Origin of the sequence: Nocardia sp. NPDC060255, assembly GCF_042727395.1 — a bacterium.
Lineage (GTDB): Bacteria > Actinomycetota > Actinomycetes > Mycobacteriales > Mycobacteriaceae > Nocardia.
In genome coordinates, this window is record NZ_JBHXAU010000004.1 from 286,711 (window position 1) to 312,473 (window position 25,763).

General features: G+C 66.5%; 19 protein-coding genes and 1 pseudogene. 8 read left to right on the forward strand and 12 right to left on the reverse strand.

Annotation, left to right across the window (positions count from 1 at the left end; all coding sequences use genetic code 11):
* Positions 1 to 59 precede the first annotated feature (59 nt).
* A complete protein-coding gene (locus ACFWF1_RS11440; protein ID WP_379281690.1) occupies positions 60 to 623 on the reverse strand; it encodes a TetR/AcrR family transcriptional regulator in 564 nt (187 codons plus the stop codon).
* Between the two features lie 109 nt (positions 624 to 732).
* Entirely contained in the window at positions 733 to 927 is a 195-nt protein-coding gene (locus tag ACFWF1_RS11445; protein ID WP_379281691.1) for a hypothetical protein, read from the reverse strand.
* A gap of 80 nt (positions 928 to 1,007) precedes the next feature.
* Here ACFWF1_RS11445 and ACFWF1_RS11450 point away from each other — a divergent pair, with 80 nt between their 5' ends.
* From ACFWF1_RS11450 to ACFWF1_RS11460, 3 genes are all read left to right on the forward strand, one after another.
* Positions 1,008 to 1,757 (forward strand): molybdopterin-dependent oxidoreductase, encoded by a 750-nt coding sequence (locus tag ACFWF1_RS11450; protein WP_379281692.1) that lies wholly within the window; start codon positions 1,008 to 1,010, stop codon positions 1,755 to 1,757.
* Positions 1,741 to 2,367: a cytochrome b/b6 domain-containing protein gene (locus tag ACFWF1_RS11455; RefSeq protein ID WP_379281693.1), complete on the forward strand. Its 627-nt coding sequence runs from the start codon at positions 1,741 to 1,743 to the stop codon at positions 2,365 to 2,367. Before ACFWF1_RS11450 ends, ACFWF1_RS11455 begins: the two co-directional genes overlap by 17 nt.
* Before the next feature lie 169 nt (positions 2,368 to 2,536).
* Entirely contained in the window at positions 2,537 to 2,950 is a 414-nt protein-coding gene (locus tag ACFWF1_RS11460; protein WP_379281694.1) for a hypothetical protein, read from the forward strand.
* Positions 2,951 to 2,980: 30 nt separating this feature from the next.
* Here ACFWF1_RS11460 and ACFWF1_RS11465 read toward each other — a convergent pair whose 3' ends face one another.
* Complete coding sequence (locus tag ACFWF1_RS11465) at positions 2,981 to 3,967, reverse strand: monodechloroaminopyrrolnitrin synthase PrnB family protein (protein WP_379281695.1); 987 nt, start codon at positions 3,965 to 3,967, stop codon at positions 2,981 to 2,983.
* 639 nt (positions 3,968 to 4,606) lie between these two features.
* On the opposite strand from ACFWF1_RS11465, the gene ACFWF1_RS11470 reads away from it, so the two are divergent.
* Positions 4,607 to 6,085 carry a cellulase family glycosylhydrolase gene (locus ACFWF1_RS11470; RefSeq protein ID WP_379281696.1) on the forward strand — a complete coding sequence of 493 codons (1,479 nt, stop codon included), beginning with the start codon at positions 4,607 to 4,609 and terminating at the stop codon, positions 6,083 to 6,085.
* A gap of 77 nt (positions 6,086 to 6,162) precedes the next feature.
* On the opposite strand, the pseudogene ACFWF1_RS11475 reads toward ACFWF1_RS11470, so the two are convergent.
* The 3 genes and pseudogenes from ACFWF1_RS11475 to ACFWF1_RS11485 all read right to left on the reverse strand — a co-directional run.
* Positions 6,163 to 7,008: pseudogene (locus ACFWF1_RS11475) on the reverse strand (fatty acid desaturase family protein); the annotation flags it as partial.
* A gap of 20 nt (positions 7,009 to 7,028) precedes the next feature.
* The gene (locus tag ACFWF1_RS11480) at positions 7,029 to 7,940 is read right to left on the reverse strand and encodes a pyridoxal-phosphate dependent enzyme (RefSeq protein WP_379281697.1); all 912 of its coding nucleotides are present in this window, start codon (positions 7,938 to 7,940) and stop codon (positions 7,029 to 7,031) included.
* Between the two features lie 10 nt (positions 7,941 to 7,950).
* Positions 7,951 to 14,856 (reverse strand): amino acid adenylation domain-containing protein, encoded by a 6,906-nt coding sequence (locus tag ACFWF1_RS11485; protein ID WP_379281698.1) that lies wholly within the window; start codon positions 14,854 to 14,856, stop codon positions 7,951 to 7,953.
* Positions 14,857 to 15,329: 473 nt separating this feature from the next.
* Between ACFWF1_RS11485 and ACFWF1_RS11490 the strand changes: the two genes are divergently transcribed.
* Together ACFWF1_RS11490 and ACFWF1_RS11495 are read left to right on the forward strand one after the other, a co-directional pair.
* Positions 15,330 to 16,562, forward strand: coding sequence for a cytochrome P450 (locus tag ACFWF1_RS11490; protein WP_379281699.1), 1,233 nt, complete (start codon positions 15,330 to 15,332; stop codon positions 16,560 to 16,562).
* 109 nt (positions 16,563 to 16,671) lie between these two features.
* Positions 16,672 to 17,820 (forward strand): CaiB/BaiF CoA transferase family protein, encoded by a 1,149-nt coding sequence (locus tag ACFWF1_RS11495; protein WP_379281700.1) that lies wholly within the window; start codon positions 16,672 to 16,674, stop codon positions 17,818 to 17,820.
* 43 nt (positions 17,821 to 17,863) lie between these two features.
* Here ACFWF1_RS11495 and ACFWF1_RS11500 read toward each other — a convergent pair whose 3' ends face one another.
* From ACFWF1_RS11500 to ACFWF1_RS11515, 4 genes are all read right to left on the reverse strand, one after another.
* Entirely contained in the window at positions 17,864 to 18,175 is a 312-nt protein-coding gene (locus ACFWF1_RS11500; protein ID WP_379281701.1) for a hypothetical protein, read from the reverse strand.
* Between the two features lie 814 nt (positions 18,176 to 18,989).
* On the reverse strand, positions 18,990 to 19,418 hold the full coding sequence (locus ACFWF1_RS11505) for an ASCH domain-containing protein (protein WP_379281702.1): 429 nt from the start codon (positions 19,416 to 19,418) through the stop codon (positions 18,990 to 18,992).
* A 25-nt stretch (positions 19,419 to 19,443) separates the two neighbouring features.
* Entirely contained in the window at positions 19,444 to 21,000 is a 1,557-nt protein-coding gene (locus ACFWF1_RS11510; protein WP_379281703.1) for a sugar porter family MFS transporter, read from the reverse strand.
* 146 nt (positions 21,001 to 21,146) lie between these two features.
* Positions 21,147 to 21,749 (reverse strand): hypothetical protein, encoded by a 603-nt coding sequence (locus ACFWF1_RS11515; RefSeq protein WP_379281704.1) that lies wholly within the window; start codon positions 21,747 to 21,749, stop codon positions 21,147 to 21,149.
* Positions 21,750 to 21,868: 119 nt separating this feature from the next.
* Between ACFWF1_RS11515 and ACFWF1_RS11520 the strand changes: the two genes are divergently transcribed.
* Positions 21,869 to 23,068, forward strand: a complete 1,200-nt coding sequence (locus tag ACFWF1_RS11520) for an acyl-CoA dehydrogenase family protein (protein ID WP_379281705.1) — start codon at positions 21,869 to 21,871, stop codon at positions 23,066 to 23,068.
* 4 nt (positions 23,069 to 23,072) lie between these two features.
* Here the strand turns inward: ACFWF1_RS11520 and mgrA are convergent, their stop codons facing one another.
* On the reverse strand, positions 23,073 to 24,116 hold the full coding sequence (mgrA, locus tag ACFWF1_RS11525; protein ID WP_379281706.1) for an L-glyceraldehyde 3-phosphate reductase: 1,044 nt from the start codon (positions 24,114 to 24,116) through the stop codon (positions 23,073 to 23,075).
* Between the two features lie 75 nt (positions 24,117 to 24,191).
* On the reverse strand, positions 24,192 to 24,788 hold the full coding sequence (locus ACFWF1_RS11530; protein WP_379281707.1) for a TetR/AcrR family transcriptional regulator: 597 nt from the start codon (positions 24,786 to 24,788) through the stop codon (positions 24,192 to 24,194).
* 91 nt (positions 24,789 to 24,879) lie between these two features.
* Between ACFWF1_RS11530 and ACFWF1_RS11535 the strand changes: the two genes are divergently transcribed.
* Positions 24,880 to 25,575, forward strand: a complete 696-nt coding sequence (locus ACFWF1_RS11535; RefSeq protein ID WP_379281708.1) for an SDR family NAD(P)-dependent oxidoreductase — start codon at positions 24,880 to 24,882, stop codon at positions 25,573 to 25,575.
* Positions 25,576 to 25,763: the final 188 nt, after the last annotated feature.

The window sequence follows — 25,763 nt, forward strand, 5'->3', positions numbered from 1 at the left end:
TGTGACTGGTCAATCACTATATGGGCTGAAAAAGCGCCCCGACGTGGGGCTCGGTGGATCTAGTGCGGGTGGCGCATGCCGTCGGTGAGTACCGCGGCCCAGCCGCCATCCTGTCCGTCGAGTTCGAGTGTGACGATGAGGTGACAAAGCTGGCCGTAAGCCATGAACCGTTGGACGGCGCTGTCTTCGGCGCCGGAGCGCGTCTTGGCGAAGCTCGTCACTCGGGCGAGCCCGCGTCGCATCGCGTCCGCGATCTCCGGGATGTCCGAGGCGGACTGTGCGTGCACCTGCAGCATCAGCAGGCTCTTGTCCGCGATGAGTTGCGCGTAGGCGCCGCCCATTGCGAACAGGATCTCGTCCGGGCTCGCACCGTCGGCGCGGGCGACGCCTGCCGAAAGTGCCTGCTCGACGAGTTCGAAACAACGGTCGATCGCCGCGACGAACAGGGCGATCTTGCCGGGGAACAACTTGAAGACATAGGCGGGAGAGATGGCGGCTTTGGCGGCCACGGTGTTGATCGGCGTGCCGTGGTAACCGGTACGTGCGAATTCGGTGATCGCCGCATCGACAACCGCGTCCCGTCGAACCTCCGAGGTGGAGAGTGTTGCTCCGCGCTTCGTCATGTGAGTGACTGTACACTCACTCTTGAAAAGTCGTCAAGTGCCAGCGGCGAGTTCATCCATTGAGCAGCCGAATGTACTGGTAGCGCAGGATTATTCGGCCAGCGACCGACTAGCGGGAAGCCCGCCCGCGCCAGCCCCACACTGCCAGCAGCACCCCGGCGATCAGCACGATCGGCCCGATGATCGACCAGGTGACGGTGTCGCTCATCGGACTGCCCGAGACCACGCCGAAGCCCTGCAACGACCAGAGAAGTCCGGCGAGTCCGATGATGACGCCGAGTGCGACAAAGATGGGGCTGCGCATGAGGCTGCCTTTCGTTTCACCGCGTGACGGCGGTTTCCGATTCAACAGTAGCGCCGGTCGGCCCATTGCCAGGGAAGTCGGTGGATAGTGGAGAGGTGCCCGTCGCCGAGAGTCCCGATCCGAAGCGCCTTGGCGCGCCGGTCGGGCGGCGCGTGGTGCTCGGGCTGCTCGCCGCCGGTGCCGCGGGAGTGCTCGGCGGCACGCATATCCAGAAAGGGCTGTCGGCGGTGCTCGGGCCGATCGGCAACCGCGATCCGACCGGGCTGGTCGGACTCTTCCCGCTGGGCAACACCTTTCGCTTCTACTCCGTCACCAGCAGTGTGCCCAAGCGCAACGCGAGCGACTATCGGCTCGATATCACCGGCCTCGTCAACACACCGCGCAGCCACTCGTTCAGCGATTTGCAGGCCATGCCGCAGCAGGAGCTGGTGCGCGACTTCCAATGCGTCACCGGTTGGCGGGTGCCGGAGGTGCGCTGGCGCGGCGTCCGGCTGTCCGATCTCCTCGATGACGCCGGCGTGACGAGTGCCGCGAAGGCGGTGCGGTTCACCTCGTTCGACGGCGCGTATTCCGAGAGCCTCACCCTCGAACAGGCCCGGCGGGCCGATGTACTCGTCGCATTGGAGATGCTCGACGGGCCGGTCACCCACGACCACGGGGGACCGGTCCGGCTGTACGTGGCACCGATGTACGGCTACAAGAGCTGTAAGTGGCTCTCCGGAATCGAGCTGACCAAGGACGTCGTGCCCGGCTATTGGGAGCATCGGGGCTACTCGATCGACGGATGGGTCGGCCAATCGAACGGGCGTAGCGATGACCCCACCAGCTGACCCGACCGGGCGCGACCTGCACCGGTTCAGCCGCGCCGAGCGCTGGGTGCATTGGCTCACCGGTGTGCTCGTCCTGATCTGCATCGTCACGGCCGCGATCCTCTACAACGGCTCGCTCGCGGTGCTGGTCGGCAACCGTCACATCGTCGAAATCGTCCATGTCTATTGCGGTTTCGCGCTACCGGTACCGATCCTCCTCGGCCTGGCCTCGCGCGCGTATCGCGCCGACCTGTCGCGACTCAACCGCTTCACCCACTCCGACTGGCTGTGGTTTCGATCCAAGGGTCGCCGCCTGTCCGGCGAAGACGTCGGCAAGTTCAATGCGGGACAGAAACTCAACGCGGCCTTGAGCGCCGGATCGATCTTCGTACTCCTCGGCACCGGCGTGATCATGTTCTTCCCGGACTGGACCCGCTTGGCCTGGCGCACCGGCGCGACCTTGATGCACGACTGGTTCGCCCTGGCCTTCGGCATCCTCGTCGTCGGCCACCTCATGTACGCCCTACGCGACGCAGAAGCCATGCGCGGCATGCTGACTGGGAAAGTCACGAAGAACTGGGCGGAGCAGGAGCACGTGCGGTGGGCGGAAGAACACGACGCCTCCGAATAGACACCGCGCGCGGCAATGACAATCTGCACAAAACCCCAGCTGGGCAATCTCGGTTTTGTCAATTGTCGGCCGGTCGGCTCGTATAGTTTGCTGATGAGTAACGGAAATGCTCGGATCTGTCGGAGCCGCTAGCTGGATGACATACCCCACTACAGGTAGGGAGACCATCATGAACTTCCGTCTCGCCCGACTCGGCTGCTCGGCTTCGATAGCCGCCGCGATCGCCCTGCCTGTGCTGGCACCCCACGCGGCCGCGGACGTCGAATATGTGTCCATCGACTTCGGCGGGGTGCGCGGCCCCGCTGTCGGGTGCCCGTACCGGGTGATCGCGACGCTCACCACTCCGGAAGCGAACCCGGCGCTCACGTTCACCATCAATGGTGTTCCGCTGGCAGGCCCGGTCGATTTTCATCCAGACGACAATCGCGCCTACGCCACCTGGACTCCCACGGACTACGGCTGGCAGGCCATCGGGGTCGTGCAGACCCTGCCGGATGGGCGCGAATCTCGCTCGGACACCTCCGTTTTCATCCGAGGAAACGGTGTGAGCACTGGTAGTTCCTGCGTGGCGTGGCCGCCGTGATCGGCCGAACTCGTTGCCGCCTGCCGGAACTCAGGATCGGGTGCCGGTGCGGCGGGAGCGGGCGTACCGGGCGCGTTCGCGGGTGAGGGTGAGGATGTGGTCGAGGAGGCCGGGGCTGACTCCGGCGGTCGCGGTCGAGTATCGGGATGTGTCGGTGTAGGCGCCGCCTGCTATGAGGCCGTGTTTGGTGCGGAAAGTGACCAGCGCGTTCATGATTCGGATCACGCCGTCCATGGCGTCGGCCACCCGGGTCGCGGGTGGGCCGGTGGGGCGGTCGAACTCGCGCGCGAGCCGGGTGACCAGGGACGGGGCGCCCGCGGTGTACTCGAACAATCGGCGCCATTGGGGGAGGCCGTATTTCACGAGATCGTGGTGGAAGTACCTCAGGCCGGCGTCGCGGTGGTCGGAGGACCACACGAGGCGATCGATCAAGTAGAGGGGGACGTGCATGGGTGCGGGTCCGTAGAACGGGCGGTCGGCGACGACCACGTCGGTCATGAACGGTCCCAGGCGGGCGGCATAGAACTCGACGGGGTCGACATTGCGGTAGACGTCGTTCATCACCTCCGGCAGGGTTTCCAGTTGATCCGCTGCCGCATGACAGATCTCGCCGAATGCGGTGTCGCTCGGGCGTAGTTCGGCCAATTCCGCGAGCGTCGGCGCGATGTCGTCGATGAGCAGGGTACCGACGCGGACGGCGTCGATCAGCACGCTCTCCTGCCGGTCGCCGAGAAACATCCGCTGACGTTTGCCCGGCGGGTTCCAGACGCCGTAGTGCAGCACGGTATCGCGCGGCACCATGTCCACCGAGAGTCCCCAGGCCAGTAGCGCGTCCGTGGCCTCGGGCACGGCTTCGAGCGGCTCGACGCCGTGGCGCTGCAACGACGAGAGGAACATGCCGGCATCGCGCATTGCGGCGAGCCGGTCGGGAACCCGCAGCAGTTCTACCTCACGAGCCCGCCAGATCAATTGTCGAAACGACTTGGCGAGTTCGCGCACGTCGGCGGCGGCATTCATTGCGGGCAAGTTCGCCAGCAATGCGTCGGCGGACAGCGGATCGCGGCGCGCAACCTGATGGCAGGACGATTCATCCAGTCGTATCGAGCGGACTCCGCTACTGCTTGGATCGACGTGTGCGGACGGTCGAGACCGCTTTCGAAGGGCTGGCATCAGGTCCTGTCTTTGCTCTGCGAGTCGATAGACCTCGCAGGTGGTCGTGCTGGATGCCGTCACCATCGTGCGGTCCGAAGCGATTGTGTTGCAAGGCAAACAAACATCCTATGAGTTGTCAATTCGGAGTCGGGCAAATGTCTGGTAAATCTCATGGACGTAAACCATTGATAGGCCTTGTATCACCGGTATTCACCTCATGTTCGCCCTGATTTCGGCCTGCGGACTGCGCGGGTTTTCCAGGTGCAGAAGGTAATGCATCGAGCCATTTGAATTGGACCAGTGACCAATTCGCATCGTTTATGAACTAGGCGCGGAGCCGTGCTCGGTGCGGCAGTTTCGGCGTAACCCCGGTTGCCGGTCGTCCGCCGCGGGGCCGTCCCCAGACGACTGGGGAAGTTGCTGCGGCTATGGTCTGCCGAACTGGACGTGTGACCATTAATTTCGCTGTCGGTCACGCGAGCGGAGATGCCAATGCGCAGTGTCATGAGAAAGACGATGGCCGGGGTGCGGGTGCGACGTTGGGCGGTGGGGGCTGCGGTAGCCGTGATCGGGTGTGCGGGGCTGGTTGCCCTTCCGGGCCCGGCGCTCTCCGCACCGGCCGTTCCTTCGATCAGCCGCATTCAAGCCGAGGGGAACTATCTCGTCGATGCGCTCGGGCGCAAAGTCCTGCTGCACGGCGTCAACAACGTCGACAAGCAAGCGCCGTACATCGAACCCGGCGACGGTTTCACCCTGACCGATGCGGACGCGACTCTCCTTGCCGGACACGGCTTCAACACCGTCCGGCTCGGGGTGAGTTTCGACGGGCTGATGCCGACGCGCGGCGTCGTCGACACCGCCTACCTCGACCGCATCGGCACGGTGATCGATACGCTTGCGGCACACGGCATCTACACCCTGCTCGACAACCATCAGGACGGGTTGTCGAAGATCTGGGGCGGCAACGGCTTTCCGGAATGGTCCCTGCGATCGCGACCGGCGGTCTGGGAACCGAATCCCGGTTTCCCGCTCTACTATCTGATGCCCAGCATGAACAGGGGCTGGGATGAGGTGTGGGACAACAGCAACGGGGTGCTCGACTATCTCGGCACCGCCCTGGCAGCCCTGGCAGCCAAGGCGAACGGACGCGCCGGGGTGCTCGGCATCGAGTTGATGAACGAGCCATGGCCCGGATCGGCGTTCCACACCTGCTTCCCGAACGGGTGCCCCGGCTTCGACACCAAATATCAAGCGGCCATGCAGAAACTGACCGACGCGGTGCGCGTCCGCAACACCGGCATCCCGGTCTTCTGGGAACCGAATGTGACCTGGAACGAGACCATGCCGTCGAACCTTGGCAAGAACCCGCCGATCACCTCACCCGATATCGTCTTCGCCCCACACGACTACTGCATCCCCAGCCAACTGGCGATCTACCTCGGTCTGCCCGAACAACTGCGCGGGCTGTGCCCGGTGCAGCAGGACAAGACCTGGGGCAACATCGACGCCTTCACCAAGCGAACCGGAATCCCGACGCTGGTAACGGAATTCGGCGACGGCGACGCCACCGTGCTGCGCAACACCCTCACCCGCGCCGACGAGCGATTCATCGGCTGGCAGTACTGGCACTACGCGTCCAGCTTCGGTCCGGGCGGGCCCAAGCCCGACCCGTTCCTCGGCGACATCGGCCGCGACCTGGTGCGCACCTATCCTCGAGCCACCGCAGGCACCCCGGGTCGACTCGTCTTCGATTCCACCACCGGCGATTTCGCGTACACCTACACCCCGAAAGCCCTCTCCGCGCCGACCGAAATCTACGTCTCCGATCTGCACTACCCGAACGGCTACGAGGTCCGCGTCGACGGCGGCACCGTCACCTCGGCTCCCGGTGCCCGGGTGGTCACGGTGGAGGGCAACGGGTCAGCCTCGGTCACCGTGCGGATCAACCGGCCCGGCTCGGCGGGGGCCAAGGGCGGCTCGTAAGCCCCGGGATCGACCGGCACTCGGGCGGACCGGATCGCCTGCCACAGCGTGCGGTAGAAGTCGAGGTAAGTGCGTTCGACGTGAAGCGCGCGTTGCCGGACCTCGTCGTGGCGCGCGGGTAATTGGTTGAGCGGCACCGACATCGCGGCGTGGTGTTCGATGTGCAGGTTGTTGCCGTTGGTGAACCAGGTGCTGAGGCGGCTGCCACGGATGGAACGGGTGTTGCGCAGGACGTCGGTGGTGTCGGGGTCACAGAGAATGTGCTCGGGTAGTTCGACCAGGAAGTGCATCGGGACCGCGAACAGCAAGGGCAGCAACCAGAGTCGGAGAACGAGTTCGTACTGTCCGGCCACAGCGAGGATTACGGCACCGAGCAATAGTGCGCCGAGGAGCAGGTGTTCGGTGATGGCCCGGCGGCGCATCGTGGCGCTGATATCACCGTGTTCGTACTGCCAGCGTCCGGTCGCCGCGCGCAGCACGTCCCGGACGACGACCATGAGCCGCGCGTAATCGAACATGCCGCGCAGCAGCAGGCCGACGGTCAGCGGCTTACGGGTGTCGAATCCGAAGAACTCGGTGTCGCTCGGTGTTCCGAGATAACGGTGGTGCTGCAAGTGACGCACCCGGTAGTTGGTGTAGACGACGAACAGCGGCATGCCCAGCGGCACTCCGACCAACCGGTGCGGCCCCGCGGACCGAAAAGCGGAGTGGTGCAACGCTTGATGCTGCAACTCGACGGCATGGGTGTACATGGCCGCCAACAGCAGCACCCCGACGATCAGCGCGACCGGCTCCGGCCGCAGCGCGAGCACGACGCCGAGCGCGGTGAGCACCGCGAGCAAGGCGAGTTTGGCGAGAAAGACGCGCTCGTCGGCGGCGCTGGTCCGGGCACGGGCGAACAACAGGCCTGGCGGGTGGTTCATGAGAATCTTCTCGGCTCGGGTCAGCGGCCGCTGAGCAGGACGACGTGGGTTCCGGTCAGGGTGGTATTTCGGGCATGACCGAGCAGTCCGGCGAGCGCGACCGCTCCGGAGGGCGTGGGCTGGGCGCCGTGCTCGGCCAGCAGATCCCGAGCGGCCAGCAGTTCGGTGTCGTCGGCACCGAAGATCGCGCCGCCGGTCTCGGCGACCGCGGCCATCGCCTCGGGGCCTTGCAGCGCATGCCAATTGACCAGTGGCTGATTGTGATCGGTGGTGACGACGCCGTCCGCGGGCAGCATCTGATATTCACCCGGCCAGCTGGTCACCACCGGATTGTTGGCGGCCGAACCCACGCCGTTGATCGGCACCGACCAGCCGATGGCGCGCAGCTGCCGGTGCACCGCGATGATGGTGGTGCCGTTGCCGACCGGAATCCACAGTGCGGCAGGCGGTTCGGTGAGGGAAGCGCGCAGTGCGTGCACAACGACGCCGTGACCTTCGAACACCGCGTCCACGTACGGGCCGTCGACGTTGCCGTCGATCGAGCCCGCCTCCTTTGCGAGCAGCCGGGATTCGTCGACGGCGTCCTCATAGGTGCCGGGGACCAGGTGCACGTCGGCGCCCGCTTCCCGCATGAACGCGCCGCCGTCGCTCCACCCGGTGGGCAGCACGACGGTGCAGGCGAGGTCGGCCGCGGCACACGCCATGGCCATGGCCCGGCCGTAGTTGCCGCACGTCGCGATGACGACCCGCCGGTAGCCCTCGGCCAGCGCGCGGGCGACCACCGCGCGGGCGGCAGGTTCCTTGTGACTGCCTGAGGCGTAACGGGTTTCGTCCTTGATCAGGATCCGGGTTCCTGGCACGAGCGCACCGGCATCGATGAGCGGCGTGGCATACGCGTCGGTCGGCGCGGTGGTCAGGGGTGAGGCGGGCACGGTCGGCCTTTCAGCGGAGAAGTTGAGCGTCGGCAAGGCGTTGCAGGTCGTCCCGGGAGTCGATCTCGGCGGGCGGCAAGGCGTCGGGCAGGTGGTCTTCGAGCAGGCGCAGCCGGGTGTCGAGCCAGCCGCGCACCGCCCAGGCGAGTTGCAGCAGGCCGCTGAGCACGACGAGCAGCGCCAGCCCGCGGCCGGGACCGACCCCGATGAGGTGGCCGACGGTGTCGGCGAGCGGGCCGCCGGGTTCGAGCAGCGGTCGCACGTAGCGTTGCGCGATCGGGCCGACCAGCAGATAGCCCAGCGGCATGGTCAGCATCATCACGGTGATGAAGATGGACAGCACCCGGCCCTGCAGTTCGAAGCCGACCTTGGTCTGCACCACGGCGATCCAGTGTCCCTCGGCCAGCGATTCGCCGAAGGTCAGCAGGAACATGCCGGCGATGACGAAGACGGGGGAGCTCCCCGAACCGACGACGGTCATGCCGAGGCTGCCGATGCCCATGAAGATGATCAACCCGTTGGTCCGCCGCACGGTGCCGCCCCACAGGCCCATCACCAAACTGCCTGCCAGGCCGCCGAATCCGCCTGCACCCAGCGCGATTCCGAGCACCGCCGGTGACTGCTCGAGCAGCAGCATCGGCGTGATCACGGCGAAGCCGAGGGTGTAGAACGCGTGGTCGATCACGAAAAAGCGCAGCGCGGCGCGCATTCCGGGACGCCGGGTGATGTAGCGCCAGCCGTTGACGATCTCGCTGCGGAACGTCTCCTCCCGGCGGTGGAACAGCAGATTCGGGAATCGGACCAGCAGCAGGGTCAGCACGCCGACGGTGAAAGTCAGCATGTCGAGCAGGATTACGCCCGCGATCCCGATCAGTCCGATCAGTCCCGCTCCGAGCATCGGCGCGAACACCAGTCCCACGCCGACACCGAGCTGGCTGATGCCGTTCGCGTGCCCGAGATAGCGCTTGGGCACGAGTTGGGCGACGGCGGCCAGGTACGCGGGCCGCTGGAATGCCCCGGCGATCGAGGTGACCGTGACGGCCAGAAATATCTGCCACAGTTGCAGACCGCCGGTAAACACCAGCGCCGCAAGGACACTCATCGACACTGCGGCCGCGCCGTCACTGATCAGCATCACCCGGCGGCGGTCCCACCGGTCGGCGGCGGCACCCGCGATCGGGCTGACCAGGATGCCGGGCAGCAGTCCGATCGCGTTGACGACGGCGAAGTCGGTGATCGACCCGGTCTGCTGGAACACCCAGATGCTGAGCACCAGGGCACTGAGCCCGCTGCCGACCATGGAGATGAACTGGCCGAGCGCGACGAGAGCGAACTTGGACAGGCTGGGCGGTGGACCGGCGGCCGGAATCGGCACGGGTGCAACGGGTTCGGCTTCACGCTCGGCGAAGTCGACGAGCGCTCGAGCCAATGGCTCGGCGTGGCTCTTCACGAAGAAGTGCCCGGCTCGCGGTAGCACGGCGAGGTCGAGCGGGCCTTCGGTGAAGTGCTGCCATTCGTGATGGCGTTCGGTGTAGTGCTCGGTGACCCGGTCCTTGGCGCCGACGACGGCCAGCACCGGTGCATGTAGTGGCGTCTGGGGGTCGGTGTACGCGGCGGTGAAGTACTCCTCGGCGTCGCGGGCGTCATGGCGGACATTGCGCAGCACGAAAGACTGCTGTTCCGCGTCCTCGATGTCGACGAACCCGCCGCGGCCACGCAGATAGGTCAGGTACTCGCGATCGGAGGTGAGCCGGTCGGTCGGCACCAGGCGGTAGAACCAGTCGAAGAACCGGCCGGGCAGCCGTGCGGTGGGGAACCCGGCGCCGAGCGCGACACCGGCCAACTCGATGCCCGCGGCCTCGGCCTGCCGCGCCAGCTCGACGGTCAGCGCGACACCGAGGCAGTGGCCGTACAGCAGAATCGGTCCGGCGATCGCGGGCAGCTCGGCCAGGATCAGTCCGGCGACCACCGTGCCGGGCAACAACTCCTCGTCCGGCCGGGCGCGATCGTGGCCGGGCAGTTCCGCCGCGTACAGCGCCCAGTGCGCGGGCAGTGCTTCGGCGAGTGGCTGATAGGCGACGGCGCTGCCACCGGAGTAGGGCACCGCGACCACCGTGATGCCGTCGGTGGTGGCGTCGATATCGGTGAGCCGGTGCAACATTCGTCGTTCGGCGGGCAAGCCGGGGGAGCGGCCGTCGAGTAGCGCGGCCAGCCGCCGGACCGTCGGATATTGATAGAGCTCGATCAGTGCGGGCGCGGGCTCGAGACGTCGAATCACCTTCAATGCGGCGAACGAGTCACCGCCGAGCGCGAAAAACGTGTCGTCGATACCGAATTCGGCAACGCCGAGCACCTCGCCCCACACCGCCGCGATCCGCAGCTCGGTCGCGGTGCGCGGTGCTGGCCCGGTCACCGATCCGAGGTCGTCAGGCGGTGCGGGTAGTCGGGGACGATCTAGTTTCGCGTTCGGCGTCAGCGGCAGCGCGGCGAGCGTGAGAACCCGTGCGGGCACCATGTGCGTCGGTAACTCGGTCGCGAGCGCCTCGCGAATCGCGGCCTCATCGGCGTCGGTGCCGTCGCGGGTGACGACATACCCGATCAACCGGGCCAGCCCGGATTGCGGCGTGTGCATGGTGACCGCACAGCCGACCACGTCCGGCAACGCGCCGAGCGCGGCCTCGATCTCGCCGATCTCGACCCGGTATCCGTTGACCTTCACCTGCCCGTCGAGCCGGCCGAGGAAGTCGACCTGCCCGTCGAGCCGCCAGCGCGCGGCATCACCCGTGCGATACATCCGCGCGCCCGGTTCGGCCGCGAACGGATCGAGCACGAACCGCTCGCCGGTGAGCTCGGGCCGGTCGTGGTATCCCGGCGTGACACCCGCCCCGCCGAGGTACAGCTCGCCCACGATGCCCGCGGGCACCGGCTCGCGATACGCGTCCAGCACGTAGACCTGGTTGTTCGGAAACGGCCGGCCGATCGGCAACGGCGCATTGCCGGGCAGGTGATCCACCGCGCCCGCGAACCACACGTTGTCGACGCTGACCTCGGTGATGCCGTACGCGTTCACCACCGAGTTGTCCGGCCCGACCAGCCGCCGAGCCAACTCGTATTCCCGAACCCGCCACTCCTCACCGCCGCCGATCAGCAGGCGGACGAAATCCAGCCGCTCGCCGATCTGCTCGACATGGGTGAGCAGCGTGCGCAACACAGCGGGCACGAGTTCGGTGCATTGCACCACTTCGTCCCGCATCAGCGCGTACAGGTCGGCGGGATCGAGCAGCGTCTCCCGCGGCACGATCACCAACCGGCCGCCGGTCGTCAGCGCGCGCAGCGTCTCGCCGACGAACATGTCGAACGAGAAGCTGGCCGCCTGCTGATACGTCCATTCGGGGCGCAGTTCGTAGGCGTGCCGCCACATCCCGACCGCGTGCACCAGGTTGCCGTGATTCACCACGACGCCCTTGGGTTTGCCGGTGGATCCGGAGGTGTAGATCAAATACGCGGGGTCGTCTGCGGTGTTGCGCAACGGCAAATCGCTACTGTCGTCCGGGGTTTCGCCGACCAGATACTCGGCGTCGACGACGAGTGTCGCGCCGCAGTCGGCGAGCATGTAGTCGAGGCGCTCCCGCGGATACGCCGGATCGAGCGGCACATACGCCGCACCGGCTTTGAGCACCGCCCACATCGCGACGAACAGGTCGAAACCGCGATCGAGGCAGATCGCCACCCGCTCGCGCGGCGCGACACTCTCGGCACACAGCCGCCGGGCGAGCCGGTTGGCCCGCTGGTTCAGCTCGGCATAGCTGATCGTGTCGCCACGGAAGGTCAATGCCGGAGCGTCCGGAGTTGTTGCGGCACAACGCTCGAACAGTTGATGCAGTGCCGTCGCGTCGAGCCGGGGGAGTGCGCTGTCGTTCCATTCGCGCACGATCCGACGGTGTTCGGCATCGGTGAGGATGGGCAGCCGGGCCACCGGCGTGCCCGGCTCGGCGACGGCCGCGGCCAGCACGGTGAGCAGGTGGCCGAGCAGGGCCTCGATCCGTGCTGCGTCGAACAGTTCGGTCGCGTAATCGATGCTCAGCACGGCACCGTCGGCGGGGAAATCGAGACCGACGGCCAGGTCGACCATCGTTGCGGCAGGGGCGATCTCACCCGCGTACCGAACGGTGCGGTCGCCGGGCTGCGGCGTGTTGTGCACCGTCAGCATGACCGGACTGACCCGGTTCCGGTTCCCGCTGCCCGGCCTAACGAGAGCCTCGATCAAGTCCGGTAAGGCCAGGTCCTGATGATCCAGGTCGAGCAGCACCGCGTCGCGGACCCGGTCGAGCAGTTCGGCGAACGACGGCTCGCCGGAGATGTCACCGCGCATCGGCAGGATGTTGAGTAGCGGGCCGACTAACGATTCCAGGCCGCTTGCGGTCCGGCAGGCGACCGGTGCCAGCACGGTGAGGTCGGTTCTGCCGGTGTAGCGGGACAGCACCGCCTGCAAACTTGCCAGCAACGCCATGAACAAGCTGGCGCGTCGGCTCTGCGCGTAGGTGCGCAGCCGATCGAGCAACTCCGGGTCGATGCGGGTGGAAACGCGTGCCGCAGCGAAGGATCGGGCCACCGGACGCGGGCGGTCGGCGGGCAGTTCCACGTCGAGATCCGCGCCCTCGAAACGGTCGCGCCAATACGCGGTCAACGATCCGTCGGCCTTCGCCGCGGCGGCTAGGGCGGCCAAGTCCGGCAGCGGCGCGGCCGCAGGTAGAGCACTGTCGACGCCGGTGCGCGCGGCCTCATACAGCTGTGCGAGTTCGTCACCGACGATGCCCGCCGACCACCCGTCGAACGCGAGGTGGTGGACGACGAGGACGACCTCGTCCGAATCGTCACCGCGAACCAGGAATGCTCGCGCGATCGGACCGCGTCGCAGATCGATGCCGTCGGTCTCCGGCGCGGATTCGATCAGCGGGATCGTCGCGTCCGGATCGATCACCATGCTCGGTTCCGCGCCGTCGTCCACGAAGCGAGACCTGAGCAATGGATGACGGCGAGCGAGCTCGACGAGACCATGGGCCAGCGCGTCCGCATCGACGCGACCATGCCACCGATACCGGATGCCGAGCGCGTGCGCGGGCAACCCGGCGCACACCTGCTCGGCGACCCAGAAATCGCGCTGCAATGGACTCAGCGGCAGCGGCACATTCTCCGGCAAGCCCGTGATCCACCGGGGCTCGGCGGGTACGTGCCGACCGAGCCGAGCCGCGACTGCAGCGACAGTAGATGCCGAGTACAGCTCGCGCAGTGTGAAATCGACGCCGTGCTCATGGCGGAGGACGGCGCTGAGGCGTACCGCGCTGAGCGAATCACCACCGAGCGTGAAGAAGTCATCGTCCGGCCCGCTGACGGGCACACCGAGCAGCGACTCCCACAGCGCGGCGATCTTCGCCTCGTCCGCGCTGCCTGACCACGAAACGCTTTGGGCCTGAGTGGGTTCCGTGACAGATATCAGCGCCGCACGATCGATCTTGCCCTGCGGCGTGAGCGGAAACCGCACGTGCCGAACGAGATCGGCGGGCACGAGGTAGGCGGGCAACGTGTCCCGCAGCGCCGCTCGTACTGCGGCCAGGTCAGTGTCGGATTCGGTCACGACATGACCGATCAACACCGGGCGCTCGGCTCGCTGATCCACCAGCACCACGGCATCGTCGATCGCCGGGAGCGCCCGCAGCGCCGCTTCGATATCACCCGGCTCGACCCGGAAGCCGCGGATCTTCACCTGATCGTCGAGCCTGCCGAGGAATTCGAGCTGCCCGTCGCGCCAGCGAACGCGGTCGCCGGTGCGGTACTCCATGCCGTCAGGTCCCGGCCGGAATCGCTCGGCGGTGAGCTCGGGCCGGTTCAGATAGCCCTCGGCGAGGGTGGACCCGCCGATCAGCAGTTCACCGATCGGCGCCGGATCGCCATCGGCGTCGACGACGCGGCAGGTCACCCCGGATAGGGGTGTGCCGATCGGCACCACCTCGCCCGCCCACCGGGTGAGGTCCGCGACGGTCGCGACAACCGTGGTTTCCGTTGGCCCGTAAGTGTTCAGCAGTCGGGTCGCGCCGCCGACCGCGGCCTGCCAGCGGCGCACCGCGTCGGGCCGCGCGGCCTCGCCGCCGATGATGGTCAGCCGGACCGTCGCGGGCAGCGCGGCCTCACCTCGATCGAGCGCCGTGACCAGCTCATGCCAGTAGGCCGTCGGCAGGTCCAGCACCGACACCGCCAAGGCCGCGCAGCGGTCCAGGAACAGATCGGGCCGGCTGATCATGTCTTCGTCCCGAAGCACCACTGCCGCACCACAACTCAGCGCGGGAAAGAGCTCCTCGACGCTGGCGTCGAAACTCAACGACGCGAACTGCAACACCCGGTCATCGACGCCGAGCCCATACCGATCGATCGCGGCCGCACAGAATGCCGCGAGCGCCCGCCGGGAAACCAGCACGCCTTTCGGCCGCCCGGAGGTTCCCGACGTGAAGATCAGATAGGCGGCGTCGGGCTGCGGCACACCGTCGCCCAACGCGACGACACCGTCCTCGGTGACCAGCGCCGCGGGCCGGGCGTCGTCGATCATCGCGTCCAGTCGAGCCGCCGGATACGCCGGATCGAGCGGCACATACGCCGCCCCCGACCGCAGCACGGCCAGGATCGCGACGATCGCCGCACGGCCGCGCGGTAGCTGGACGCCCACCAGGTCGCCGACCCGAACTCCGTTGGCGCGCAAGCGCTCCGCGAAGTCCTCGATCAGCTCGGCGAGCTCGGCATACGTCACACTCCCGGCGCCGTCGATGAGTGCCGCCGCTCCCGGCTGACGACTCACCTGCCCAGCAAAGGACTGCCACATCCCGTCTGTCACATCGGATCGGAATGCCTCACCGGCAGCACTCACCGGATCTCCTCGCCTCGGTCGAACTCCGGGGCAGATGTTATGGGTCCGGCGACGCGCCGCGACGGCGGCGGAAAGCCGCGATGATGTTCCGATGATGCCCGATTGCCGGAATGGGCGGGCCAGCCGGACTTTCGGTGGCGGCGGGTAGGGCGTCGATGATCCAACGATGATGGATCAGAGCTTGATGTTCATCAGATGTATGCGAAAAGTACGGTGCTGCAATGGGGTTCAGGTCGAGATGGCGCTCGCTCGATGGGTTTGCCCGCGGTGGTCTGCCGGAGTCGCGCCGCCGCCGCTCTCCTCGCCCGATGCCGTGTTGATCGCGACGATGCTGCGCCGACGGATCGGTTGATCCGTTGGCGACCAGCAGAATCGGGCGGTCATTTCGGTACGGTGGTTGAGGTGAGGCCTGCCGTGTGGCGGCCCACGGGTGGGCGCGATCGATCCCGGTCGCGTTGAGCAGGGAGGGCAGTATGGCCGACATCGAGGCGCAGGACCTGATCGAGACGGTGGGCGCGGACTTCTTCGAGGACCCGCAGGTGTACTACCGGCGGTGGCGTGAGCGGGGTCCGGTGTTGCAGGTTCAGTTCTCGCACAGCGCACCGGTGTGGGTCGTCATCGGGTACGCCGAGGCGCGGGCGGCGCTCGCCGATCCGCGCCTGCACAAGAACATCCCCGGGATGATCGAGGTGATTCGTCGGAAAGACCCGACAGTAGAACAGGATCCGGAGTGGCTGACACTCACCGACCACATGCTCAACAGCGACCCGCCCGCACACAGCCGGCTGCGCAAGATGGTCAACAAGGCCTTCACCACCCGCCGAGTGGCGGCGCTGCGGCCGCGCATCGAAGAGATCACCGCCGGGTTGCTCGATCAGATGGCCGAGCAGGAGGAGGTGGACCTGGTGGCGGCCTTCGCGACGCCGCTGCCGGTCACCGTGATCTGTGAGCTGCTCGGCGTGCCGTTCGAGGATCGGGAGGACTTCCAGCGGTGGACGAAGGTGCTGGTCGGGGTGGGCGGCGGGACGAGCGGGGTGGAGGAGCGGGCGCGCTGCTCGGCCGAGATGTCGCAGTATCTGGCGGAATTGGTGCAGACGAAGCGGACCGATCCCGGCGATGATCTGCTCTCCGGTCTCACGCAAGCGCGCGAAGACGGTGACCAGCTCTCCGAGGAGGAACTGCTCGGCATGGCGTTCCTGCTGCTGATCGCAGGCCACGAAACCACCGTGAACCTCATCGCGAATGGCTCGTATGCGTTGCTGCGCAACGAATCTCAGTTCCGTGCGCTGCGCGATGATCCGGTCGGCGTGCCCGCCGCGGTAGAGGAATTCCTCCGCTTCGGTAGCCCGGTCGACTGGGCCACCATCCGCTACACCACGGAGCCCGTTCAGGTGGGCGGCACCGAAATCCCTGCCGACGAGTTCGTTTACGTCGCCCTCGCTGCCGCGAACCGTGACCCGGCCCGCTACCACGACCCCGACACCCTCGACCTCACCGGCGACACGGGAGGCCACCTGGCCTTCGGCCACGGCATCCACTTCTGCGTCGGCGCCCCGCTGGCCCGGGTCGAAGCGGAGATAGCGTTCACCGCACTCCTGCGACGATTCCCGAACCTGGCATTGGCCCCGCAGGCCGAGCCCGTGCAGTGGCAGCCCAGCCTCCTCATTAGAGGTCTTGTCGCGCTGCCAGTCCGGTTGCACGGGTAGGTCGAGCGGCCGCGTTCGCGTGCTGCCTCGCCTGCTCGAACCGGGTGTTCGGGTCCGGTGGAGGTAGTTGCCGATCCGGTCCGAGTCTGCCCGTGGTGGAGTGTCGGGTATGACCGACGAGAAGCGAACGGTAGGTGCCCTGTCCGGGATCGTGGTCGCGGACTTCGGGCGGATTCTTGCTGCGCCGTATTTGACCATGTTGCTGGCCGATTTGGGGGCCGAGGTCATCAAGGTGGAGCGGGCGGGTGCCGGGGACGACACTCGAGGGTGGGGGCCGCCGTTCGTGGACGGGCAGGCTACCTATTTTCAGTCGGTGAACCGGAACAAGACGTCGGTGGCGCTGGATTTGCGGAGCGCGGAGGGGCAGCGGTACGCGCGGGAGTTGGTGCGGCGGGCCGACATTGTGGTGGAGAATTTCCGGCCTGGGACGATGGCGAAGTTCGGGTTGTCCTACGAGCAGGTTCAGGGGCTCAATCCGGGGGTGATCTACTGCTCGCTGTCTGCGTTCGGCGCGGGTAAGGGTGCTGAATTGCCGGGTTACGATCTGCTGATTCAGGCTGCGGGTGGGTTGATGAGCATCACGGGGGACGGGGAGCCCACGAAGACCGGCGTCGCCGTGGTCGATGTGCTCGCGGGACTGCATGCGGCCGTGGGAGTGCTTGCGGCGCTACGGCATCGGGCGGCGACCGGCGAAGGGCAGCTGGTCGAGGTGAATCTGCTGTCGAGCCTGCTGGCGGGCATGGTGAACCAGAGCACGGCTTATGCGCTGGCCGGTGTGGTGCCGACCGCGCTCGGCAACCGGCATCCGTCGATCGCGCCGTATGAGGTGTTTCCCACCGCGGACCGGCCGCTGGCGGTGGCGGTGGGCAGTGATGGGCAGTTCGGCACGCTGTGCCGCGCCATCGGCGCCGAGCATCTGGTCGGCGATCCGCGATTCACCGGCAACACCGCGTGGGTCGCGCATGTCGAGGTGCTGGCAGCGGAACTCAGTGCCATCTTGACGACGAAGCCCGCGGCCGAGTGGGAAGCGCTGCTCACTCCGCTCGGCGTTCCCTGCGGGCCTGTCAACGACATGGCCGGCGCGTTCGCATTGGCCGACCGGCTCGGGTTGGAGCCCCGCATCCCGTCGGAGACCGGTCTGCCACCGCTGGTCGCGAACCCGATCACGTTGTCACGGAACCCTGTTCGCTATGTCAGCGCGCCGCCCGCACTCGGGTCCGGGACCGATCGAATCCTCGCCTGGCTGGATGAGGCCTGAGCGATCGTCAAGTGCCCGTGAATGTTCCGCGCTGACCCCGAATTCAGTTCGCGCTGACGGCGACCGGAAGGCGAGCCGCCATCCGCCGCGCCAACAGGATCACCACGTGGGCCCGCAGCATCCCGATGATGCCCGCGCAGGTGTCCGCCCGCGCCATGGCCATATAGTCGTGCACGTTCTCCGGATCGCTCAGGAGTTCGTCGAGTTCCATTCCGGCCCTGGCCTGTTCGAGAGTGAGGGCCCGATCGGGCAGCCAGCTCAACTGCCACACCGCCCGGCCGCGGTCGGCAACACGGGAGGCATGTTCCGGACTGGTATCACTGGTGATCGACCACTCGGTGAAGTAGAGCGCCATGACAAACTCCTCTTGGCAGCATCGTCGAATTCGCAGCGCTGATTCATTGTTCGCGCGCGCTGTCGACAGACGGGAAGCTCGAGGCGAGCAGCCTTATTCGGTCTATCTCGTCGGTCTCGACAGATTGTCGATCCCAGACCCAACGTAGAACCTGCCGACGCAATACACGAGCCCTGCGGCGCATTCTAAAAGCGAGTTCAGGTGCCGTTAACTGGCATATCACGGCCGATCACGGACCGGTCACGTGCAGATCATGTTCGACCAGGTGTTATACGTAATCTGTCGGCGTTCCGGGTGATCACAGGTCATCGACGCAGCTCATCGACCTGGCTTGTCCGTCCCCCGGAGGCCTGCGCGGGCCGTCGCTCATCGTGGTCACGAGTCGCTGCCGACCTGGCATTAGCCGTGTAGTGGCCGATTGATCCGCAGCCGGTTCCGATGTGTATGTACTCGGATTCTCCGCGCCTCCCGAGTAATTAGACCATGGCGACAAGAATAGGGCGAATTGGATCTTCTGCCGCCAAGTATTCCGGTCGATGATGAATCGGTGCCGGTACATCAGCAGGGCTTCACGTTTGTCGTTGAGTACCAACGTCATTGCGCATCGAGGCAGTCGCGCGACGTACTGGGTGAACTTCACGCCGTTGGGCAACTCGATGTCGACGGTCGAGAGCTTCATGTGTCGGTTCTCGTCCACGACGGTCTCACCGTGGATCGTCCACTGGGTGCGGCTCACAAGGTCGACGGTAGCGCTGGACCGCGGTGGGAAGCCAAGCGCCGTCCTTAACGAGTGGGACGAGCCGGGGGTGGGTGGTCAGCGTAAATCGGTGATGAGGCGGAAGCGTTGGAGGATTACGATTGTTTCATCGTTGACGGTGAAGGTTTCGTTGTTGAGGGATTGGCGCATTTCTGGGCTGTGCCAGTAGGTTTCGTGGACTGTTCGCCAGTCGGTGAGGGTGGTGAAACCTTCGCCTTCGTCGATGGCGTGGGGGAGGTCCACTTCGGCGAGGCGGGTGAGGCGAACGTCGGTCACTTCGATTACTGCGACCCGGCGGTCGTTTGAATCGACTACTGCCGCAAGGGAACCGACCTCTGGTAACGGGTCGCCGGAGTGCTCGTAGTCGGCGAGGATGCCGGTGGTGGAGGTTTTCGAACCGTCGAGGATCGCGGCGACGAGTTGATCGCGGATCGGGCCGGGGAATGCGAACTCGGCCTTCGGTAGCGCGCGGGGATCGGTCGTCATGTCGCAACTCTAGGTGGCTGCGGGGTTATGGATCGCCTGCTTTTTCGGACGAGGAAAGGTCGACTTGGCTGCTGATGTTGCCGCGTAGGGGCATGAAAGTTCCGTTGCGGAGGGATTGTTCGATGTCTTCTAGGGAATGGCCCTTTGTTTCGGGGACGCAGAAGTATACGAAGACCAGGGACAGCAGGTTGAAGGCGGCGTACATGACGAAGGCTGGGCCTAGGCCTAGTGCGTCGATGGTGGTCAGGGCGGTGAGGGTGAGGACGAGGTTGGAGCCCCAGAGGGCTACTGCGTGGAGGCTGGTGGCGCGGTCACGGATGCTGAGGGGGTAGAGCTCGGAGCCTAGTAGCCAGCCGACTGCTTGGAGGCCGGCGGCGTTGCAGGCCATGTAGGCGAGCATCAGCGTGAGGGTGAGGAAGCGGTTGGGGTGGGCGGTGAGGATGAAGAGCAGGCCGAAGCCGAACAAGAAAAAGGTCGCGCCGGGGATGAGTATGAGCATCAGGCGGCGGCGGCCGACCTTGTCGACGAGGCGTTCGCCTACTGCGGTGAAGATGAGGTAGACGGCGGCGATGCCGAGGCCGGACCAGACGACCAGGCCGGTACTGAAACCTGCTGCGCTACCGAGGATGGTGTGCGAGTAGTAGATCATCATCTCCAGGCCGGAGAGCTGGGTGAAGGCGGCGATGCCGAGGCCGGCGACGAGTGCGGGGCGGGCCCAGCGTTGGGTCAGGTTGGTCCAGCCGCCGCGGGATTCCTTCTGTTCCTGTTGTGAGATGGCCCAGATCTTCAGTGTTTCGTCGACGGCGGCCGTGCGGTTCGGGCGCATCCAGCGCAACACGACCCTGGCCTTGCCGACCGTGCCGTTGTCGATGAGCCAGCGCGGTGTTTCGGGCAGCTGCAGCATCGCGGCGGCCAGCACGAGCGCCGGGATCACCGCGATGCCGATCATCCAACGCCAGCTGTCGCTGGCCTGGAAGGTGTTGTCGGTGGCCGCGAACACGCTGACCAGGTTGGCGAGGAAGATGCCGACGCCGATCGCGATGTTGAAGAAGGTGACCATCGCGCCGCGGCGATGGGGCGGTGCGAGTTCGGCGATGTAAGTCGGCACGATCTGTGAGCAGGCACCGACGGCGAGGCCGAGGAAGAGCCGGCAGGCCGTCATCATCCAGGCGTCGACGGCGAGCGCGCACGCTATGACACCGACGGCGAAGACGCAGGCGATGATGAAGATGGTCTTGCGGCGCCCCAACGTCTTCGACAGCGAACCGCCGATGAGCGCGCCGATCACCGCACCGGCGAGGATCGCGGCGGTCAGGATCTCCTGGCGGGAGTGGTCGATGCCCCACTGCGCCGACATCTTGGGCAGCGCGCCGGAGATGATCCCGGTGTCGTAGCCGTACAGCATGCCGCCGAGCGCGGCGAACAAGGCCACGATGACGACATTGCGGTCGGCGCTCTGGTTTTCGTCGTCCGTCGGTTTTTCCGGCGCGGAGACGACCATCTCGTAGCCATCGAGGTTGCGACGGCGCAGCCGCGGAATGAAACTCCTCCGTCTGGCTATTGTCGTATTCTCGGTGGGCATCGTTCCAGTGGATAGGGCCGGAACAGGCTGCGCAAACTAAGCGGTCTTGTTTGTGAACAGAATTACTTTCCTGTTTGAAAAGGTGCGTGGTTTTCCGGTTTTGCGCGGTTCTGCCGAATGTGTTGTCCCCGCTTCGGCGGGAATTGTCAGCTCCCGCGCAGGCCGAGACCACGCAATTCCAGGGCGGCCAATTCGCGCACCGTGTCGTCGTCGCCGCGCCGCCAGGCGTCGACCACGTCGGCGTCTATCCGGTCCAGCTTGCGCAGCGGTTGGTTGGTGAGTGCGCGTAGGGCGAGCAGTTCTCGACCGCCCGGGACGGCACGCAGCCGCATCGCGGCCGCGGCCCGGCGCATCCACCGCACCCGCAGCGGCAACCAGACGAACAGCACCAATCCCAGTGGGACGATGAGCATTCCGATCGCGAGGGTCATCGCCAGATCGTTGACGATCGCCTGTTGGTCGTGCCCGGCATCGGCCATCGACCGGGCGGCTCCGGCGGCCCGGTCGAACGGAGAGGTCAGATCGTCACCCACCACGGGCACGCGGCCGACCTTGCGGCCGACATCGCCGAGACTGTCGGCCATCCCGGTGCCCGCGCCCGCCAGTTTCTGCCCGGGAACGGCCAGTTTCTGTATTAGATCGTGCAGCCATAGCGCGGCCACGATGGAGGCGTAGACCCACGCCACTACGATCAGATCCGTGATCAATTGGCGGGCGGCGACGGTGGCCCGATCCGCGTAAATCTTCACGCATTCAGAATCCTCGGTCCGCTGAGCGAAAACAGCACTTTCGCGTTCGGCAGTCGAGGGCGCAGGATCTACCTGCGATCCGCCCGGCGCGATGGGGCGTGCGATGAGGAGGGGCGTCTGTGCCACAACATATTTCACCCGCCATCAAGTCGCTGGATGATGCGCTCGGCGCGGTCACCGAGCTCGCACCCATCGCCCGCCAGTACAGCAAACAAGCCGAGGATGCCCGCAACCTCCCGCCCGAGGTGGTCGACGCCATCGCGGCCGCCGGTCTGTGGGGTGTGTTCACTCCGGCCTGCGCCGGCGGCAGCGGCCTGATCGGTCTCGACGAGGCGTTCGAGATCGTGCGGGCGCTCGCCTACGCGGACACGAGCACGGCGTGGAGCCTGTTCATCTGCGCGACCACGCCCGCCATCCTGGCGGCCGAACTGCCTGCCGACGGACTCGCCGAGGTCTTGGCCGACGGGATCGGACCCATGTCCCTCGTCTTCGGCCCGAACGGGCGCAGTCGGCCCGCCGAGGGTGGGTTACGCGTGACGGGACGGTGGCCGTTCGCCAGCGGCATCGGCTATGCGGGCTGGGTCATGGCGAACACCGTCCTGCTCGACGAAGACGGCGCGCCGAAGCCTGGCGCCGATGGGTTGCCCGAACTCATCTCGGTCGTCGTGCCCACCGAACAGGTGAACATCATCGATGACTGGCACGTCGCGGGCCTACGGGGCACGGGCTCAATGAGTTTCACCCTCGATGACGTGTTCGTACCCGCGCGCCACAGCTTTTCGTTCTTCGCGCCGAGTCACCTCGAGGACGCGAAGTATCGGCTCCCGCTGTTCAGCCTGCTGGCGCCCGGGTTCGCCGGTGTCGCGATCGGCATGGCCGAACATGCCCTCGACGAGGTCCGGGCCGTGCTGCCGAATCGGGTCGGTCCGCCGAAATTCCAACCGGCATCGGAAGATCCGGTCATCCAGCGCATCGTCGGTCGAGCACAGGCCGCGATCCGCGGCGCGCGCGAGTCGACCCGCGCGGTGTTCGACACGTATGTCGACCGGCGGTTGCGCGGCGCGGACATGAGCCAGCTGTCGGTCGCTGACCGGTGTGAGCTGCATCAGCAGGTGGTGTGGGCGGCCGAGACCTGCCGGGACGCGGTCGACGACCTCTTCCGGATCGCCGGGGCGAGCGCGATGTATGAGACGAGCCCGATCCAGCGGATCTGGCGCGACATCAACGTGCTCACCCAGCACCTCTATCTGCGCGACACCCAGCACGAGCACGCGGGCAAGTTCGCCCTCGGCCTCGACGTGGTCAATCCGACGATTTGAGCCGTCAGAGCGTGCCTTGGCGCGCCGACCGCCACAGATCGACCTCACCGTCGTCATCGAGCAGACGGTCGATCTCGGCGAGCTCGTCGGTGCTGAAGTCGAGCGTGCCCAACGCCGCGACGTTCTGTTCGAGCTGCTCGGTGGTGGACGCGCCGATCACCAGCGAGGTCACCCGCTCGTCGCGCAGCGCCCAGGCGAGGGCGAGTTGAGCGAGGGTCTGGCCGCGCTTGTCCGCGATCGCGTTGAGCTTGCGCAACCGCTCGATCATCTCGGGGGTGAGCAATTCCTTCTGGAACGACTTGTCTTGCGCGGCACGCGATTCCGGCGGAATACCGTCGATGTACTTCGAGGTGAGCAGGCCCTGCGCGAGCGCGGTGAACCCGATGACGCCGAACCCTTCCTCGGTGGCGGCGTCGAGCAGGCCCTCGGTCTCGATCCAGCGGTTGAGCATCGAGTACGACGGCTGGTGGATGAGGAGCGGCGTGCCGAGCTCGCGCAGCAGCTTCGCCATGGTGACGGAATCCGCTGCGGTGTACGAGGAAATCCCCACGTACAGCGCTTTGCCTTGGCGGACAGCGGTATTCAGTGCTGCGGCGGTCTCCTCCAGCGGCGTCGTCGGATCGAACCGATGCGAGTAGAAGATGTCGACGTAGTCGAGCCCGAGCCGGGTCAGCGACTGATCGAGGGACGCGAGCACGTACTTGCGCGACCCGCCGCCCTGCCCGTACGGTCCGGGCCACATGTCCCAGCCCGCCTTGGTGGAGATGACGAGTTCGTCGCGATACGGCGCGAGCTCCTCGCGCAGAATACGTCCGGCGTTGATCTCCGCCGACCCGTACGGCGGGCCGTAGTTGTTGGCCAGATCGAAATGGCTGATGCCGAGATCGAAAGCGCGCAGGGCGATTTCGCGCTGGACGAGATACGGGCGATCGTCGCCGAAATTGTGCCAGAAGCCGAGCGAGAGCAGTGGCAGATCGAGACCGGACCGGCCCGAGCGGCGATAGCTCATCGCGCCGTCGTACCTGGTCGGTTCGGGGACGTATGTCATGCGGACCTCCTCGTCTCGGTTGTTCATACTGCCTGAACGGAGTTCGGCGCAGGCCGGAACCCGTCGTGCGGACATTCAAGAGCGGGGCCTGAGTAGGTCCTGGACCAGAGTGTCCACCAGATCGCGGGGGATCGTCGACCCTGTCAGCGCGCGATAGACGAGCGGGCCGATGAGCGCGTCGATCGCTTCGTCCGCGCCGAGCCTGGGCGATATCTCGCCGGATTCGATTGCGCGGGTGAGCATGTCGCGTTCTTGGTCGCGGCGCGGATCGAGATATCGCTCGTGCAGGCTGGTGGCCGTTGCCGGATTGTGCTGTGCCTCGGCGATCAGCGCGAGCAGGACCTTGCCCGCCGGGTCGCGGGTGAGAAAACGCACGAAGGCGCGCAGGTAGCCGCTGATGCTCGCCGCAGTGGGCGCACCGGTGGGGAAGGGGAGGCGCTTGCCGGTGTCCTCGATGAGCGTGTCGAGCAGGATCTCGACCTTCGACGGCCACCAGCGGTAGATCGTCTGCTTGGCGACGCCGGCGCGGCGGGCGATGGCCTCGACGGTCAGCCCGCCGAAGCCGTGCTCGACGAGCAGATCGTCGGCGGCGTGCAGCACGGCGAGCCGGGCGGCCTCGTCGCGCCGTGGGCCGGAGCGCGGCCGCTGTGGCTGAGAGCTCGTGGCGGGCATGCGGGACACCTTACCTATCGGCGGATCGTGTGATTGACTCTAGACGCTACGTCTAGTCTAGATTATGTCTTCGCACTACCAAGGAGTAAATGTGCCTGAAGCGACCAATCGCCGAGCCCTCGTCATCGGCGCCTCGCGCGGGTTGGGGCTCGTGCTCGCCGACGAGCTCGTCCGCCGCGACTGGCAGGTCATCGCGACAACCCGTCGGCCAGGCGGCGAACTGCAAGCGGCTGCCGAGGCCTCGAACGGGCGGCTGACGGTCGAATCACTGGAAATGACCAGCGCCGAACAGCTGGCCGCGCTGCGGGAGCGCCTCGACGGCATCCGACTCGATCTGCTCTTCGTCAACGCCGCGATCGATCGCGGCGACCTGCCGATCGGCGAGGTCCCGACCGGCATGTTCACCGAGGTGATGATCACCAACGCGCTGAGCCCGCTGCGTGCGCTGGAGGCGCTGCGCGGACTGGTCGCGCCCGGTGGCACCGTCGCGATCATGTCCTCCGAGCAGGGCAGCATCTCGCGGAACACCGAGGGCGGCTACGAGCTGTACAAGGCGAGCAAGGCCGCGCTCAACCAGCTGATGCGCAGCTACGCCACCCGCTACGCCGGCGACGGGCAGACCAAGCTGCTCATCGACCCCGGCCACAACCAGACCGAGCTCGGCGGACCCGACGCGCCACTAAGCCCCAAGGAAAGCATCCCAGCCGTCGTCGACGTCCTCGAAGCACAGGCAGGCGCTCCCGGCCTGCAGTTCCTGGATCGGCACGGCGAAACCGTCCCGTGGTAGCGACCCGCAGGCTTCGCCGCGCGTGAATTGGGCAGCCGCGCATGGAATTGCCAGCAATTCCATGCGCAGCGTGCCGAGAGGTGCGCGGCGGTAGTCGACAGCCTCCTGGGGGCTGCATTCGTTCCCCAGTTACTCCTCAGTCGAGATGGCCGCCCAAATGTGGTTCCTTGGTTAGGAATTCGACGGAC

Excerpts from the sequence above, each read along its gene's own strand:
- mgrA (WP_379281706.1), bottom strand. The coding sequence starts at position 24,116 with ATGACATACGTCCCCGAACCGACCAGGTACGACGGCGCGATGAGCTAT.
- ACFWF1_RS11495 (WP_379281700.1), top strand. The coding sequence starts at position 16,672 with ATGACCGACGAGAAGCGAACGGTAGGTGCCCTGTCCGGGATCGTGGTC.
- ACFWF1_RS11465 (WP_379281695.1), bottom strand. The coding sequence starts at position 3,967 with ATGAATGCCGCCGCCGACGTGCGCGAACTCGCCAAGTCGTTTCGACAA.
- ACFWF1_RS11500 (WP_379281701.1), bottom strand. The coding sequence starts at position 18,175 with ATGGCGCTCTACTTCACCGAGTGGTCGATCACCAGTGATACCAGTCCG.
- ACFWF1_RS11440 (WP_379281690.1), bottom strand. The coding sequence starts at position 623 with ATGACGAAGCGCGGAGCAACACTCTCCACCTCGGAGGTTCGACGGGAC.
- ACFWF1_RS11470 (WP_379281696.1), top strand. The coding sequence starts at position 4,607 with ATGAGAAAGACGATGGCCGGGGTGCGGGTGCGACGTTGGGCGGTGGGG.
- ACFWF1_RS11510 (WP_379281703.1), bottom strand. The coding sequence starts at position 21,000 with ATGCCCACCGAGAATACGACAATAGCCAGACGGAGGAGTTTCATTCCG.
- ACFWF1_RS11445 (WP_379281691.1), bottom strand. The coding sequence starts at position 927 with ATGCGCAGCCCCATCTTTGTCGCACTCGGCGTCATCATCGGACTCGCC.
- ACFWF1_RS11460 (WP_379281694.1), top strand. The coding sequence starts at position 2,537 with ATGAACTTCCGTCTCGCCCGACTCGGCTGCTCGGCTTCGATAGCCGCC.
- ACFWF1_RS11455 (WP_379281693.1), top strand. The coding sequence starts at position 1,741 with ATGACCCCACCAGCTGACCCGACCGGGCGCGACCTGCACCGGTTCAGC.
- ACFWF1_RS11505 (WP_379281702.1), bottom strand. The coding sequence starts at position 19,418 with ATGACGACCGATCCCCGCGCGCTACCGAAGGCCGAGTTCGCATTCCCC.
- ACFWF1_RS11530 (WP_379281707.1), bottom strand. The coding sequence starts at position 24,788 with ATGCCCGCCACGAGCTCTCAGCCACAGCGGCCGCGCTCCGGCCCACGG.
- ACFWF1_RS11490 (WP_379281699.1), top strand. The coding sequence starts at position 15,330 with ATGGCCGACATCGAGGCGCAGGACCTGATCGAGACGGTGGGCGCGGAC.